This window comes from Pedobacter changchengzhani, assembly GCF_004354365.1.
Lineage (GTDB): Bacteria > Bacteroidota > Bacteroidia > Sphingobacteriales > Sphingobacteriaceae > Pedobacter > Pedobacter changchengzhani.
On record NZ_SJCY01000004.1, the window covers coordinates 306,086 to 320,922 of the forward strand.

Annotated in this window: 14 protein-coding genes; 7 read left to right on the plus strand and 7 right to left on the minus strand. The window is 34.8% G+C overall.

Annotation, left to right across the window (positions count from 1 at the left end; genetic code table 11):
- The first annotated feature begins 56 nt into the window (after nt 1-56).
- On the plus strand, nt 57-2,702 hold the full coding sequence (locus EZJ43_RS08520) for a valine--tRNA ligase (RefSeq protein WP_133262279.1): 2,646 nt from the start codon (nt 57-59) through the stop codon (nt 2,700-2,702).
- Nucleotides 2,703-2,807: 105 nt separating this feature from the next.
- On the opposite strand, the gene EZJ43_RS08525 is transcribed toward EZJ43_RS08520, so the two are convergent.
- Nucleotides 2,808-3,245, minus strand: a complete 438-nt coding sequence (locus EZJ43_RS08525) for a BT0820 family HAD-type phosphatase (protein ID WP_133262280.1) — start codon at nt 3,243-3,245, stop codon at nt 2,808-2,810.
- A 201-nt stretch (nt 3,246-3,446) separates the two neighbouring features.
- The gene (locus EZJ43_RS08530) at nt 3,447-3,905 is read right to left on the minus strand and encodes a type I restriction enzyme HsdR N-terminal domain-containing protein (RefSeq protein ID WP_133262281.1); all 459 of its coding nucleotides are present in this window, start codon (nt 3,903-3,905) and stop codon (nt 3,447-3,449) included.
- Between the two features lie 163 nt (nt 3,906-4,068).
- Here EZJ43_RS08530 and holA point away from each other — a divergent pair, with 163 nt between their 5' ends.
- Complete coding sequence (gene holA / locus EZJ43_RS08535; RefSeq protein ID WP_133262282.1) at nt 4,069-5,091, plus strand: DNA polymerase III subunit delta; 1,023 nt, start codon at nt 4,069-4,071, stop codon at nt 5,089-5,091.
- A 166-nt stretch (nt 5,092-5,257) separates the two neighbouring features.
- On the opposite strand, the gene EZJ43_RS08540 is transcribed toward holA, so the two are convergent.
- The 4 genes from EZJ43_RS08540 to EZJ43_RS08555 all read right to left on the minus strand — a co-directional run bounded on the left by EZJ43_RS08540 (nt 5,258) and on the right by EZJ43_RS08555 (nt 8,298).
- Nucleotides 5,258-5,710 carry a PA2169 family four-helix-bundle protein gene (locus EZJ43_RS08540; protein WP_133262283.1) on the minus strand — a complete coding sequence of 151 codons (453 nt, stop codon included), beginning with the start codon at nt 5,708-5,710 and terminating at the stop codon, nt 5,258-5,260.
- Nucleotides 5,711-5,838: 128 nt separating this feature from the next.
- The gene (locus EZJ43_RS08545; RefSeq protein ID WP_165953113.1) at nt 5,839-6,252 is read right to left on the minus strand and encodes a hypothetical protein; all 414 of its coding nucleotides are present in this window, start codon (nt 6,250-6,252) and stop codon (nt 5,839-5,841) included.
- 137 nt (nt 6,253-6,389) lie between these two features.
- Complete coding sequence (gene yiaK / locus EZJ43_RS08550) at nt 6,390-7,382, minus strand: 3-dehydro-L-gulonate 2-dehydrogenase (protein ID WP_243718066.1); 993 nt, start codon at nt 7,380-7,382, stop codon at nt 6,390-6,392.
- A 127-nt stretch (nt 7,383-7,509) separates the two neighbouring features.
- A complete protein-coding gene (locus tag EZJ43_RS08555; RefSeq protein WP_133262285.1) occupies nt 7,510-8,298 on the minus strand; it encodes an AraC family transcriptional regulator in 789 nt (262 codons plus the stop codon).
- A 117-nt stretch (nt 8,299-8,415) separates the two neighbouring features.
- Between EZJ43_RS08555 and EZJ43_RS08560 the strand changes: the two genes are divergently transcribed.
- The 5 genes from EZJ43_RS08560 to EZJ43_RS08580 all read left to right on the plus strand — a co-directional run bounded on the left by EZJ43_RS08560 (nt 8,416) and on the right by EZJ43_RS08580 (nt 13,644).
- Nucleotides 8,416-9,744 carry a TolC family protein gene (locus EZJ43_RS08560; RefSeq protein ID WP_207924596.1) on the plus strand — a complete coding sequence of 443 codons (1,329 nt, stop codon included), beginning with the start codon at nt 8,416-8,418 and terminating at the stop codon, nt 9,742-9,744.
- Between the two features lies 1 nt (nt 9,745).
- Nucleotides 9,746-10,807, plus strand: a complete 1,062-nt coding sequence (locus EZJ43_RS08565) for an HlyD family secretion protein (protein WP_133262286.1) — start codon at nt 9,746-9,748, stop codon at nt 10,805-10,807.
- Entirely contained in the window at nt 10,800-12,392 is a 1,593-nt protein-coding gene (locus EZJ43_RS08570; protein WP_133262287.1) for an MFS transporter, read from the plus strand. The genes EZJ43_RS08565 and EZJ43_RS08570 overlap by 8 nt, the downstream gene beginning before the upstream one ends.
- 164 nt (nt 12,393-12,556) lie before the next feature.
- Nucleotides 12,557-12,961: an EVE domain-containing protein gene (locus EZJ43_RS08575; RefSeq protein ID WP_133262288.1), complete on the plus strand. Its 405-nt coding sequence runs from the start codon at nt 12,557-12,559 to the stop codon at nt 12,959-12,961.
- Between the two features lie 113 nt (nt 12,962-13,074).
- On the plus strand, nt 13,075-13,644 hold the full coding sequence (locus tag EZJ43_RS08580) for a hypothetical protein (RefSeq protein WP_133262289.1): 570 nt from the start codon (nt 13,075-13,077) through the stop codon (nt 13,642-13,644).
- Here EZJ43_RS08580 and EZJ43_RS08585 read toward each other — a convergent pair.
- Complete coding sequence (locus EZJ43_RS08585) at nt 13,634-14,824, minus strand: cation:proton antiporter domain-containing protein (RefSeq protein ID WP_133262290.1); 1,191 nt, start codon at nt 14,822-14,824, stop codon at nt 13,634-13,636. The genes EZJ43_RS08580 and EZJ43_RS08585 overlap by 11 nt on opposite strands.
- Nucleotides 14,825-14,837 lie beyond the last annotated feature (13 nt).

The window sequence follows — 14,837 nt, forward strand, 5'->3', positions numbered from 1 at the left end:
GTTTTTCCACTGAAAAACGTATTTTTGCCACTCAAATTGATATTGAATAATTTTTCATGAGCATTTCCACAAAGTATAATCCTGCAGAAACAGAAGATAAATGGTATAGTTATTGGCTAGCCAAAAAGTTTTTCCATTCAGAACCTGACGAGCGCGAGCCTTATACCATCGTAATTCCGCCACCAAATGTTACGGGTGTACTGCACATGGGGCACATGTTAAACAACACTATTCAAGATGTTTTAATTCGTAAAGCACGCATGGAAGGCAAAAATGCTTGTTGGGTACCGGGTACCGATCACGCATCTATCGCTACAGAAGCAAAAGTTGTAGCGATGTTAAAAGAGCAAGGAATCAATAAAAAAGACCTTTCGCGCGAAGAGTTTTTGAAATATGCGTGGGAATGGAAAGAGAAATATGGTGGCATTATTTTAGAACAACTTAAAAAATTGGGTGCAAGTTGCGATTGGGATCGTACTCGTTTTACCATGGAGGATGATCTCTCTGATGCGGTAATTGATGCCTTTATCCACTTGCACAAAAAAGGGTTAATTTATCGCGGTATCCGAATGGTAAATTGGGATCCTGCAGGAAAAACCGCAGTTTCTGATGAAGAGGTGATTCGTAAGGAAGTGAACCAAAAGTTGTATTATATTAGGTACCAAGTATCTAGTAGCAATAATCAAGATGAAGCTGAATATTTAACTGTTGCCACAACTCGTCCGGAAACGATTATGGCAGACGCAGCGATTTGTGTAAATCCTAATGATGAGCGTTTTACACACTTAAAAGGTAAAACAGTTTTCGTGCCTTTGGTAAATAGAGAAATTCCGGTTATTGAAGATGAATATGTAGATATTGAGTTTGGTACTGGTTGTTTAAAAGTTACACCTGCACATGATTTAAACGATTATGAACTTGGCGTAAAACACAAATTACCTGTAATCGATATTTTAAATGATGATGGTACTTTAAATGAATTGGCTGTTATTTTAGTGGGCGAAGATAGATTTGTTGCCCGTAAAAAGATAGCCAAAATGTTAGATGAGGCTGGTCATTTAGAAAAAGTAGAGGATTATAAATCGCAAGTTGGTTTTTCTGAACGTACTGATGCAGCGATAGAACCTAAACTCTCGATGCAGTGGTTCGTTAAAATGAAAGAATTGGCAAAACCTGCTTTAGATGATGTTTTGAACGGTGAAGTTAATCTCATTCCAAATAAATTTGAAAATACTTACCGCCATTGGATGGAAAATGTGCGCGATTGGAATATCTCGCGTCAACTGTGGTGGGGACAACGCATTCCAGCTTGGTATTTACCCGATGGAACTTTTGTAATTGCTAAAACCAGAGAAGAAGCTTTTGAAGAAACTCAAGCCCTAAACCCTAAACCTGTAAACCTTAAACCATCTGATTTAAGGCAAGACGAAGACGTAATGGATACTTGGTTCTCTTCTTGGTTGTGGCCAATTTCTGTTTTTGATGGATTTAAAGACCCAAATAATAATGATATAAACTATTATTACCCCACAAATGATTTAGTTACTGCGCCAGAAATTTTATTCTTTTGGGTGGCGCGTATGATAATGGCAGGACACGAGTTTATGGGCAAAAAGCCATTTACAAATGTTTATTTAACGGGGATTGTTCGCGATAAGCAAGGCCGTAAAATGTCTAAATCGTTAGGCAATTCGCCTGATCCTATTGAGCTGATGGAGAAATATGGTGCCGATGCGGTTCGAGTTGGTATGTTAATGTCATCACCTGCGGGCAACGATTTAATGTTCGATGAAAGCTATTGCGAGCAGGGACGTAATTTTGCCTCAAAAATTTGGAACGCCTTCCGTTTGGTTAAAGGTTGGGAAGTAGATGAAAACTTAGCAAACCCTAATACACAAGCAATTTTATGGTTCGAAAACCGATTTAATGAAGCTTTGATGGAAATTGAAGCCAACTTTAAACAATATCGTTTATCGGAAGCTTTAATGATTACGTACAAACTTGTTTGGGATGATTTCTGTGCATGGTATTTAGAAATGGTTAAACCTGCTTACCAGCAACCAATTGATGCAGAGAGTTTTAAAGCCACCGTCGGCTTTTTCGAGCAAATTATTAAATTATTACATCCAAATATGCCTTTTCTTACCGAAGAACTATGGCACGATGATTTATTTGCAGAACGTGGAGAAATGGAATGTTGTATTGTCGCTGAGTTTCCGAAAGGAGGCGCAATTGATGAAAAAATATTGAAGGATGTAGAGGTTATTAAAACGGTTATTGCAGAAATTAGAAATGTGCGTAATCAAAAGCAAATTTCGCCAAAAGAAGCTTTGCCATTAGGCTTGAAAGTTAATTCTGACATCGATTATGAACAATGGCTAAATATTGTTTTCAAATTGGCTAATGTATCACAAGCAGAAATAGTAAACGAGAAGATTGCTGGCGCAACGGCATTTATGGCTGGTAAGGATGAGTTTTTCATCTCACTCTCTGAAAATATTGATGTAGATGCGGAGCGGATTCGCTTAAATGCTGATTTGATTTATCAACAAGGTTTTTTGAAATCTGTTGATGCAAAATTAAATAATGAGCGTTTTGTACAAAATGCAAAGCCCGAAATTATTACTAACGAACGAAATAAAAAAGCAGATGCCGAAGCGAAAATTAAGATAATTGAAGAGAATTTAGCATTGTTAGGATAAGTAAATAAATTGATTATTTTACCAAAAATAATTAATTTAAAGTTTTTATAAGCCTTTCGGATTAACTCCCGAAAGGCTTATTTTTTTATTTCAGCTCTAAAAATTTTACTTTCTCCAAAAAGAAAAACTCTTTTTTTCTCTAAAATTATGATGTGCTTTCGGGTTTTTTAATTTATGGATAAATGCTCCTCCATCTGGATGCAACATTTGCCAAACTTCATCCCAGCCTACAAAACCACCTAAATTTCGATCATCAATAAACAAATCGGCATTAAGTTTTCTGCTGTAACTAACTTCTTTAGATTCGCCAAGGTAACTCTCATTAACGGCGTAAAATACCAAACCATTCTCTGCACAATAATCAACAGCTTCTTGCAACAATTCGCCTTCCCTGTAAGTCCATAAAATTAAGTGATGCCCTTTTTCTTGCAATTCCTTTAACGTAGCAAACGCAAAAAGCATTTCTTTGCCAATATTTGGGTATTTATGCTCAACAATTGTCCCGTCAAAATCTACAGCTATTATTTTTGGATTCAAATTCATGGTTGCGTTTTACAGTATTTTGATAGTTTTATCAAACTTTGTTCCAAAATATTACTCCTAATTTAGTTCAACTTAACAAAATTTATAATGTGGGTAAAGAAAAAAGGGAACAACGTTAATTGCTGCAAATATAAACCTAACTAATGATTTATTACTGCATCTATATTAGATGAATGGACATAGAGATTTTAACAGCTAATGCTACAAATCTTCATAATTAGGCAAATTCTCGATAAATGAAAAATTTGCTTTTTTTAAGTCCATTTGCGCATAAACGTGTTTTAAGCCATTTGTAAGCACAATCCACTTCGCTTGATGGATGGAATTATACCTCGAAGCCTGCTCAAATACAGCGTTCGTTATTTTTATTTTCGGCGCTTTGCACTCAACCAGCATTAATTTTTCTCCAATTGCATTATAAACTAATATGTCGCTTCGTTTTTGTAACTGATTTAAAATAAGTCCTCCTTCAATTTGAATTAAACTTTTAGGAAATTTTTTCGTGTTAATAAGGTATTGAATAAAATGTTGTCTAACCCATTCTTCAGGTGTTAAAATCAAGTGTTTTTTTCTTAACTCATCAAAAATATAAATTACATTATCCTTCTCTGTTATTTTAAACGAATGTGGAGGCAAATTTAACGGTGTTGGAAAAAACATTTTTGGTAATCGGTTTAAACTTATTATTTACAGTACAAATAAAATAAATGCTTGGTGCAACTTAATACGCGTTGTAGGTTTTGATTGTCAAAGTTAGCATTTTGTGCATAAACAATTTGAGTAATTTCTCCAATCGTAAAACCTAAATCGTAATTTTGCTACGATGACTGCTGCCGAAATTATAAAAGATATTAAAGCCCGTAAGTTTAAGCCTGTGTATTTATTGCATGGCGAAGAAGCTTATTATATCGATCAAGTTACCGATTATATAGAAAGTAATGTTTTAAGTGATGCCGAAAAAGGCTTCAATCAAACGGTATTGTACGGAAAAGATACGGATATGGGAACAGTTTTAGGCGCAGCAAAACGTTACCCAATGATGTCTGAATTTCAGGTTGTTGTTGTTAAAGAAGCACAAGATTTAAAATGGGCGAAAGAGGAGGGGAATAGTAAAGAGGCTGAATTTGTTTTAAATTATTTTGAAAAGCCTTTGCCAAGTACCATTTTAGTTTTGGCGTTTAAGTATGCAAATTTCGATAAACGTAAAAAAATATATAAAGCAATAAACAAAAGTGGCTTAATATTTCAATCAGAATTGCTTCGCGATTATAAAATAGGGCCGTGGATTGAAGAATTTATTAAAGCTAAAGGCTACAAGATAGATCAACAGGCCACTGCTTTAATGGCGGAGTATTTGGGTACAGATCTTTCAAAAATAGCTAATGAGATAGAAAAGTTAATGCTGAATGTGCCTAAAGACCAATTGATTAACACAGATTTGGTGCAAAAAAATATTGGTATTAGTAAAGAATACAATGTTTTTGAGTTACAAAAAGCTTTAGCGACTAGAGATGTATTGAAATGCAATAAAATTATCAATTATTTCGCCAGCAATCCTAAAGCAAATCCGATGGTGATGGTTTTAGCAAATTTAGCATCGTATTTTACCAAAATTTTAAAATATCATTACGTGCCCAATAAAGCAGATGCTGCATCCGCATTAGGTATTTCTCCGTTTTTTGTGAAGGACTTCGAAATGGCTTCACGAAATTACAGCAATGGAAAAGTTTTTTCTGTAATTAGCCTTTTAAGAGAATATGATTTAAAAAGTAAGGGTTTAGATAGTACAGGCAATATAGATGATGGCGAACTTTTGAAAGAATTGGTTTTTAAAATTGTACATTAAGCGTTAATCTAGTTTCCTTAAGTTCACTTAAAATTTGTAAAAAGTTAAGCCTGCCTCTAAATGTGCTAAAGTTTAGTTTGTTGGCCCTACATTTAATAATAATAAAAGGCTACCAAAAAATTGGTAGCCTTTTAAAATTTCTCAACTTATAGCCGATAAATTTATTTTATGCTTTTGCATTTTTTAACAATGTAATTGCTGTTAAAGCGTCTTGAATGCCTGTTCTTTGCTTCGTTAGCAGTTCTAAATGATCGGCGTGAGTAGATGGATGGTTAAGTAATGCATCGTACTTTTCTATTGCTGCTTTTTCTCCAGTTTCTATTGCACCTAAAATAGCCACATCTTCTTTGCTACTTAAAGCTTCTTTAATATCAATCCAAGTTCTGTGTATTGCGCCTAAAATTCCACCTTCACTATTGTCTGATTCAGCACCATGTGTTGCCAAATGCGCTTTCAATTCCAGCTCGTAAATCTTACGTTCAGCAGCATATTTTAAAAAAATTCCTTTTAATTCTAAACTATCTGTTGTTTCTGCAGCCGATTCGTAACCCTCTTTACCATCATTAACAATTGAGATTAAACCTTTAAGATCGCTGATGATTTCATTATTATTTTCCATGATTCTTATATTAGTAAATGTTTAGTAAGAACTGGGAAAATAAAAAATTGTTTTGGAAAAATAGATTTTCAGAATTTTTAAAATATCTATTTCACTAAATTGCTACTTGTAATGATGTCTCAATACTACTAACGTGATGCTGCAATTGGAACAGTAATAATAGCAGCACCCAGCGCCAATACAGCACCGCCGATTAGAACTTGGTGGAAAATAGTTTTCCTTCTCTTTGTCTTTTTAAAGGCTGATTTTCTAAAAGTTTCAACATATAAAGAATCATTCAGCATTGATGTATTACTCGTTGTTTTGGCAGTAGGTTTGAATAAATCAGAATTTGGATTTCTACCGTCTGCTTTGAATGCTTTTAAGTCGGTTTTATCTAATTTGAATTTGAGAACATCTTTTAGAGCTATTTTTTTTACCGAATCAGTATTAATAACTTGTGCATTTAAAGCGCCAGAAATGCCGAAAATGATAAAAAAGACCAATGTAAACTTTATAAACTTCATAATGTTTGTATAACAATTTAAAGATTCTGCTTTCAATTTACTAATATAAGGTAAATCGACCATTTTATTTTTAGCAAAAAAATATTTTAGCCATAAATTTAAAGTTTAAAAGTTGATATTTTTATCCTTTTATAAACTTATATTTTTTGCCCTTTAAAAAAAAGATTGAAAATTTAGATCATAGTTAAAATGCTGTTCCAGATTTTTTCATCAACCGGAATACCCTTTTGTAAATTTTCCGCTCTGAGTTTTTTAACGTTTTGGCCTGGTAAATGCACTTGATTATCGTTACTAGAACTTAGGGTAAAAGCTCGTACCTTTTCGATTATATCTGCATAATTATAGTTTTCATTTTTTAAACTGAAACAAATAAAAATTTGTGAAACGTTTGTTTCAAGTGGCGCTGCAGAAATCTCTGCGGTTGTTCTACCTCCAGAAAGCAGACTGCACATCAAATCCAACATCAACGATAACCCAGTACCTTTCCAAAATCCGATTGATAATAGCCTGCTGGAAGCCACAATTTTCTCTGGGTCGTTGGTTATTGTGCCCATTTCGTCGTACCCTCCGTCAAAATCTAAGCGTTGGCCACTTGCTTTGTAATTTTTTACTTTACCCATCGAATATTGCGATAATGCCATATCTAAAACCAAAGGTCCATTTGTAGCATCAGGGATAGCAATGACCAGCGGATTATTGCCTAAACGAGCTTCTAAGCCGCCAAAGGGAACCATTAAAGCCGTTGCATTAGTAAAATTTATGGAGATAAAGCCTTTTTCGGCCGCCTGCCATCCATAAGTTCCACCCCGCATCCAATGGTTGGTGTTTTTAAGGGCAACGCAACCAATTCCGTGTGTCGTGGCCAAATCCATTGCCCTTGCCATACTCTTCTTCGCATTGCAAATGCCAGGTCCGGAGTGTCCATCCCATATCTCCAATGCTCCTAAACTGGTTTCGAGTTTTGGTGTCGCATTTTTATCTAATAAGCCTTCTTTACACAAATGAATAAAATCTGGAAATCTATTCAAACCATGTGATGGAACACCCTCCAAACTATTCTCTGCAAAAACAGTGGCAAGGTCATTGGCAACATTTTCAGTAAAACCATTGTTTAAAAGTATGCTTTCGAACGCCTCGAACATTTTTTGGTGTGGAATACGCATCATATTTTGGGGTTACAATAATTGGGTAGAGAGTACTTGTAGTTCAATTCTACTCGTTACGGCTAAATTGAACACAAAAATTGTTTTTTGCAAATGATAAGCAGAAATTCTCTGAAACGGCTTGAGTGTTTTAAGTGTTTTTTCTTAAATCTGATGGGCGGGAATTCGTAAATTCCAAAAAGGAATCGCTAAAAGAAGCAATTGAACTGTAGCCTAAGATGCTAGCAATTTCTCCGATGGATTTGGAACTCTTCAATATCATTTCAATCGCTTTAACCATCCTAATTGTTTTTAGGTATTGTAGAAAAGACATTTGGATACTTGATTGGAACAGCCTAGATAAGGACCTTTCGCTGGTATGAAATATTGCGCTTATTGTACTTAGCGTGTGGCGTTTATCAATATGCTGTTCTAAATAACTTAAAATTTGCTTAATTCTTTTATCATCTGTAATTGGGAGTACAATTGGCAGTGCTTTATTGCCTAACGTGGGCAGAACTTCTTTTAGGGCTGCCAAAAATAAATATCCATCACTTAGCGCATTTATGTGTTTGCCATCCCAACGTTCCGTATGGTTAATCATTTGGATTAATAATTCGTTAGCCGGATATATTCCCAATTTGGCGTAAAATTTATTCTTATAATCATCTGCTGATTGAAAATAAAGTGACCTTAATACCGTGGCAGAATTGCCAATTCGTAAAGTATGTGGCATTTCAGCAGGAATCCAAAAATAATGTTTGGCTGGTACAACATAAGTTCTGTCGGTAATAGTGATGTATGCAATGCCGCCTTCCACAAAACTTAATTGCCCTTTATTGTGGCTATGATGCGGTATTAAGCGTTCCGATTTTTCGTGCATAACGAAGGCAGATGTCGGTTGCTCATTTATTTCGGGTAGTGAGGCAATTAATCCCATTGTATTTTATATCATTTATTGAATGGTACAATGATAATCATTTTGGCTGGAATGATGTAAATAATGACTATTAATCGTAACGCTACCTGTTGCCGAAGTTATACTTTTGCACGAAATATGAATTGTAACAAAAATATGGTTTGTGTGCTCATTCTGTTGATGATTAACATCCCCATTTTAAGCGCTCAACAAAACAACACTAACGATACCTTAAGATTATCATTAAAAGAAACTTGGGAAAGAGCGGAGAAATTTAGTCGGGTTATAGCCATAAAAAATAAGGCTGTTTCCATCAGTAATGAAGAAATTAAAGACTCAAAAATGGAACGTTTGCCAGAGTTGGGCATAATGGGAAGTGCAGAAAAAGCAACTAACATACCTATTTACGAAAACGGATTATTTTCGCGTCCAACGCAACACGAAGTTATTCATACACTTTACAAAGTAGGTACCGATTTTGCGCTCAACATTTACAACGGAAATAAATTAAATCTAAAAATAGAGGAGCAAGGTATTCTCCATAAAATAGCATCATTAAAAAAAGACCAAAAAACATCGGATATCCACTATCAAACGGCATCATTCTATTTGGATCTTCAGCGCTCATTCATTTTCCAAACGCTAATAGTAAAAGATATTGCCGACCAGGAGAAGCAGCTTGCCGAAGTTAAAGCTTTTTACAAAAACGGCACTGTTTTGAAAAGTGATGTGTTACGCATTGAGTTAGAGCTCTCAAAAAGGAAGATGACCTTGGTGCAAATCCAGAATGACATCCTGATTGCAAACCAAAAGCTCAATATAATTATTGGCGAGCCTGATGATCGTTTAATTAAACCGATAGAAACTTTAAGTACAACGGATGAGAAAAGTTATGATGATTTTTTGAAAGAAGCTTTAGAATATTCTTTTCCTTATCAAATCTCAGAGAAAAAAACTGTAATCAGCGAAATTGGTGTAAAAAAAGTAAACGCCAATTTAAGACCTAAAATAAGCATGTACGGTGAGTTTTATTACGCAAATCCTCAAATATTCCTATATCCTTACAATCCGTATTGGTATTCTTTGGGCATTGCAGGTGTTAAAATTTCCTTTCCAATTTCTGCCACTTATCATAATGTACACAAGGTGCGCGCAGCAAAACTAGAGTTAGAGCAGGAAGAAATTGCGCATAAAGACCAGCAAGACATGGTTAGGCAACAGGTTAAAGAAGCTTATTTAAGATATCGCGAAGCACTCATTCAAATAGGCGTAGCAAAAATTGATGTGGTGCACGCAGTTGAAAATGCACGAATTATCAAAAACACTTATTTTAACCATACCACTTTAGTTACCGATTTGTTAGACGCAGATATACTCGTGCTGCGATCGCGGTTTGAGCTCGAAGGTGCGAAAATAGTTGCTCAAAACAAATACTACTTACTTAAAAATATTACTGGCGTTTTATAAAATGAAAAAAAAGTACACAGTTACAGATCAAGTTATTACAAAAATTACCGGTTGGATAGCTGTATTGGTAATTATTGCAATTTCTATATGGGGAATAGCCACACTTTACGGCTATTATAAGTTTGAACAAACCAACGATGCCCAGGTGCAAGAATATGTAAATCCCGTCATTTCTAGGGCCGGAGGCTTTATTGTTGCTGTAAAGTTCGAAGAAAATCAATATGTAAAAAAGGGAGATACGTTACTCATAATTGATAACCAGGAATACGATTTGCAACAACGCCAAACTGAGGCATCGCTTAGTCAAGCAACTGCTAAACTTGAAGTTTTGGGCATTAATGAGTTTACTTTAGAAAAAGATGCTGCAGCTGCCGAAGCCCAAATTGCAGCCAACAAAGCAAAGCTCTTGAAACAACAATTGGATTTCGACCGATACAAAAAACTCTTTGATGAAGAATCGGCTACGAAACAACAAATGGAAAATATACAAGCAACATTGGATGTTAATTCCAGCGAATATTTGGTTTCTAAAGAGAATTTTAGCGCATCTAAATCAAAAGTTAATGATGTTAGGGCGGAAAAAGTAGTTGCCATTGCCGAAATTAATAGGCTTAAAGCATTGCTTCTGCGCCACAAATTGGACTTAAGCTATACAGTATTAAGGGCGCCTTATAATGGTAGGATGGGAAGGAGAACTGTAGAAGTTGGACAAATGATTGACGCCGGTGCTGTATTGGCCTTTATTGTGAACAATGAAACCGATAAATGGGTAGTTGCCAATTATAAAGAGACGCAAATTGAACACATGCAACTTGGAGATTCTGTAGAGGTTATTGCAGATGCATATCCCGATCAAAAATTTAAAGGTACTATAATATCGCTCTCTCCTGCAACTGGATCAAGCTTTTCTTTATTGCCACCAGATAATTCTACCGGCAATTATGTTAAAATTGTGCAGCGTGTTCCGGTTCGTATTAAACTAACGGATGCCAAAACAGAAACTGAAAAGCTGAAGGTGGGTATGAATGTAAATGTTTTTATCCCTCGTAAAAGACATGGATAAAGCCATACCAATATTTAGAGATTGGGTGCCAGATTGGTTAGTGAAGGTATTTCTATTTTTATTGATTTTACCAAGTACCGTACTTTTTTTTCTACCAATGGCTAATGTTGCGGCTGCGGCCGGCTACTATGGCGCAGAACCAGCAGATATACAATTTTCGGTGGCCTTATTTTATGCAGGGTATGTTGGTTTTTATAGCTTAGAAAGACGGTTTTTTAGATTTGTAGCGACCAAAGAATATTTCATAATATTTACTTTTTTGCAAATTATTACCACCTTAATTTGTTATAAAACTAATGAGCTTTACGTTTTCTTTCCTGTAAGGTTTTTCCAAGGAATGTTGTTTTCTAGCTCGGTTAATTTGTCGCTTTCGTTAATGTTTTCTCGCTTAAAAAGCGAAAGGGCCAGAGAAGTAAGTTTCTCGGTTTTTTTTGGTTTATTACTCTGCGCATTACCTTTTAATAACTTGGTAACCGCAAATTTAATCGATTCTTTTAATTTTAATATTGTTTATAAAGGTGCAGTTTTTTCTTACTTACCCTGCTTGGTATTGCTTTTAATTTCTATGAACAATACAAGGTTAAATGTACGTTTTCCATTATCGAAATTAGATTGGCAGAGTTTTACAATGTACAGCATAATGCTCTGTATTGTAGGCTACATCTGCATCTATGGGCAGGAATATTATTGGCTAAATGATTTGAGAATTAGGTATGCAGTAATTGTTTTATTTGGTTTGATGCTTGTGTTTTTGGTTAGGCAAAAATCGATGAAAAGACCGTATATTGATTTAAACATATTTCGATTTAGGAATTTTTATGTTGGATTAATTGTACTATTCGTGATGTACATTTCGAGATTTGCGTCTGGCATAACCAATAATTTTTTTTCGGGAGTGCTCGGTTTTGATCCGATGCACGTGTCGTATATAAATGTGACCAACCTGTTAGGGTTAATTTTAGGGGTGATAATTGCCTGTTGTTTAACCATTCAAAAGCAAAGTGTGCGAATGATCTGGTTTCCTGGATTTTCCCTTTTGCTCATTTATTACTGCATCATGTTTTTTCTTTTTGATATTCAGGCAGATGAACAAAACTATCTTTTGCCACTTTTTATCCAAGGCTTGGGTATTGGGTTAATCATGGTGCCCGCAATAGTTTATGCCATCTCGTCTGTGCCCGCAATTATCGGTAGTTCTGCTTCGGCAGTTTGTTTGGCTATTCGTTTTGTAGGCTTCTGTGCCAGCATTGCAATTATTAATTATGCAGAACTTTATGGTAAAAGTAAACACTTCAATTCCTTTCAAGATCGAATTTCTATTGACGATCCAATTGTAAAAGCTTCATTAAAAACACATTCAACAGGTTTAATGTCCAAAGGTTTTTTAAATCAATCCGGTGCGATAAAGGCATCAGGAAAACTATTGATTAAACGAGTAGAGAAGCAGGGAACTTTAAGGTTTGCAATGGATTATTATGAATTTATGGCAATTATGTTAATCGTAATCCTTTTATTGATTGCTGTATTTCCGCATTTAAATAAAACGGTACTGTACTTGCGTTCCAAACGCTTGGCACCTGCATAACAATTTTACTTGGTCTTCATCAATATAAACTTAATCAATAACCTTTCAATTCTGTATCATTTTGCTAATTTTGAAATGATTTAAATATTGAAGCGGAAAATGATTTGTCTCAATGTTTCGAAAAATTAATCAATTTAATAAAATACCCTTAATCACGAACTACAATGAACCATTGGTTAGTAAAATCAGAACCTTTTAAATACAGCTGGGATCAATTTAATGAAGATGGGCGTACCTTTTGGGATGGCGTTAGAAATTATCAAGCTAGAAACAACCTAAAAGCCATGCAAGAAGGCGATTTGGTGCTTTTTTATCATAGCAATGAAGGTAAAAACGTGGTTGGTATTGCAAAAGTGGTACGAGCGTTTTATCAAGATCCAACAACCGAAGATGCAAATTGGGTTGTGGTAGATTTAGTTCCTGTAGAATCGTTAAAAAATCCTGTGAGTTTAGAGCAGGTTAAATCAGAACCGAGTTTGGCCGATATTTCGTTGGTAAAACAAGGCCGATTGTCAGTAATGCCTTTAAAAGCGACAGAATTTGATAAAATTTTAGAAATGGGAAGCTGACCAATTTGCGTTTACTGGTTGGTAGTTGCCCGATACAGTTTGATAATTGCGTTTTTCGATAATATTTTGCTTTAAGTCCGTTATTCTATTAATAAATTGTTAGCTAAATAATCATGAAAAGTATCTACTTAATGCTCTCGTTGTGCTTTGCAGTTCTAATTGTAGCTGCACAGAATGTTAAACCATACCTTGCTATCGTCAGATCGAGTAATTCGGTAAATAGGGGAGTGCTGTATAAATTGGCTTCTACTGGCATCATTATTTCAGTTGGTAATGAATTCCTGTCGATCCCATACACCGAATTAAAATCGATTAAGATTAGAGTTCCAAAAAAAGATTATGAAATAACTCAATTTGTAACTTACGATCCGTGGTCTGATAACAACTTTGAACTCAATGCAAATGGTATAAAAGTTAGAAAATGGGGCGCAAAAGACCCTACTTTAGGCGAGGAAATTGGAGTCCATGTGATTTCTACCTTAGTTAACACAACAGCGAATGTACTTGCAATTCCAATTCATGCTATTAACCCTAAAATAGCAAATTTTAAAATAAACGGTAAATTAACTCGGTTTAATCAATTTTTTAATGAATTGAATTATTTTTCAATTTACTACCAATCGACCCCAAATAACAACGATTTAGGGAAATTCAAGGCAATTTCTGCCGACTTTAAACCGTAGCTACCTCTTCCTTCTTTCCTTTGCTAAGGGTAATGCCTAAAGTCATAATAATACTTGTACCCAAAACAACCAAAAATAAAAATGATGGGCCAATTTGTTCCATTTTAAGAGATTCGGGAAGGTTGAAATAGAGCAAAATGCTGATTAACCCTCGTGGCGCAATGTAAAGTATCGGTGTTAAGGCACCTTTCTTTAACGCTTTCAAAAGCCCAAACCTAATTGCGAAAATTGCAACCAAAATGAAAACTCCATTTGCAATGATGATAGGATCATTTAGCTTGGTAATGTCCATTGTAAACCCAAATATCACAAAGAAAAAAGTACGCAATATAAATGCACTCTCTGCTGATAGCTGGTAAAGTTGTGATAAATCTGTTGATAAATTTTTATAAATAAACACACTTCTAAACCAGGCATTCTTAATATTATCAACATTATTTAAAAATAAGCCAGTACTTAAAATTAAAACTAATGAGGAGAGGTGGTAAGATTGCCCTATTGCATAAACTAATATTAAAATCGAAATAATTAAAAAGAATTTGATGTTATGCACCAATTTTCCCATAATAAAAATTAGAATAATACAAGCTACCGCAGAAAGTATGAGAATGAGCGAAGTACTAAATGCCAAACCAAGAAATGAAGATGGTGTTAGCGTGCTATTAGTGATAACGAAATTGAAAGTTACAATGCCAAGAATATCAGAAAAAGAGGATTCGTAAATCACAAACTCTTTATCATCTTTGTTTAATGCTGCTGCCGAGGGTATTGCAATTGCAGAACTAATTACGCTGAAAGGAATGGCATTTGCAATGCACGTATATAAATCTTTGTGCGAGATTTGATAAATTACAAAGGTAATAACGGTTGTTGTGGCGATTAAAATTAATAGCGCACTTAAAAAAGCCGTTTTTATCAACTTATTCTTCTCCTTATCGTATTTCAGCTCTAACGATCCTTCAAAAACAATCATGATTAAGCCAACAGTGCCTAAAGTGGGTAATATTGCTAAAAAGTTGATGGTTGGTATTTTTAAATAATCAACTAAAAAATGCAAACCTATACCCAGCAGTAGCAACAGCAAAACTGAAGGTATTTTCGTTTTAGTTGCAACCAAATCGAATAGGTATGAGAAAATTACTAGCCCACTTAAAATGATCAGAATGGTGTAAGTTGTCATGTTTTTTAAAAAA

Coding starts and splice junctions, on each gene's coding strand:
- EZJ43_RS08520 (WP_133262279.1), top strand. CDS start 57: ATGAGCATTTCCACAAAGTATAATCCTGCAGAAACAGAAGATAAATGG.
- EZJ43_RS08525 (WP_133262280.1), bottom strand. CDS start 3,245: ATGAATTTGAATCCAAAAATAATAGCTGTAGATTTTGACGGGACAATT.
- EZJ43_RS08530 (WP_133262281.1), bottom strand. CDS start 3,905: ATGTTTTTTCCAACACCGTTAAATTTGCCTCCACATTCGTTTAAAATA.
- holA (WP_133262282.1), top strand. CDS start 4,069: ATGACTGCTGCCGAAATTATAAAAGATATTAAAGCCCGTAAGTTTAAG.
- EZJ43_RS08540 (WP_133262283.1), bottom strand. CDS start 5,710: ATGGAAAATAATAATGAAATCATCAGCGATCTTAAAGGTTTAATCTCA.
- yiaK (WP_243718066.1), bottom strand. CDS start 7,382: ATGATGCGTATTCCACACCAAAAAATGTTCGAGGCGTTCGAAAGCATA.
- EZJ43_RS08555 (WP_133262285.1), bottom strand. CDS start 8,298: ATGGGATTAATTGCCTCACTACCCGAAATAAATGAGCAACCGACATCT.
- EZJ43_RS08560 (WP_207924596.1), top strand. CDS start 8,416: ATGAATTGTAACAAAAATATGGTTTGTGTGCTCATTCTGTTGATGATT.
- EZJ43_RS08565 (WP_133262286.1), top strand. CDS start 9,746: ATGAAAAAAAAGTACACAGTTACAGATCAAGTTATTACAAAAATTACC.
- EZJ43_RS08570 (WP_133262287.1), top strand. CDS start 10,800: ATGGATAAAGCCATACCAATATTTAGAGATTGGGTGCCAGATTGGTTA.
- EZJ43_RS08575 (WP_133262288.1), top strand. CDS start 12,557: ATGAACCATTGGTTAGTAAAATCAGAACCTTTTAAATACAGCTGGGAT.
- EZJ43_RS08580 (WP_133262289.1), top strand. CDS start 13,075: ATGAAAAGTATCTACTTAATGCTCTCGTTGTGCTTTGCAGTTCTAATT.
- EZJ43_RS08585 (WP_133262290.1), bottom strand. CDS start 14,824: ATGACAACTTACACCATTCTGATCATTTTAAGTGGGCTAGTAATTTTC.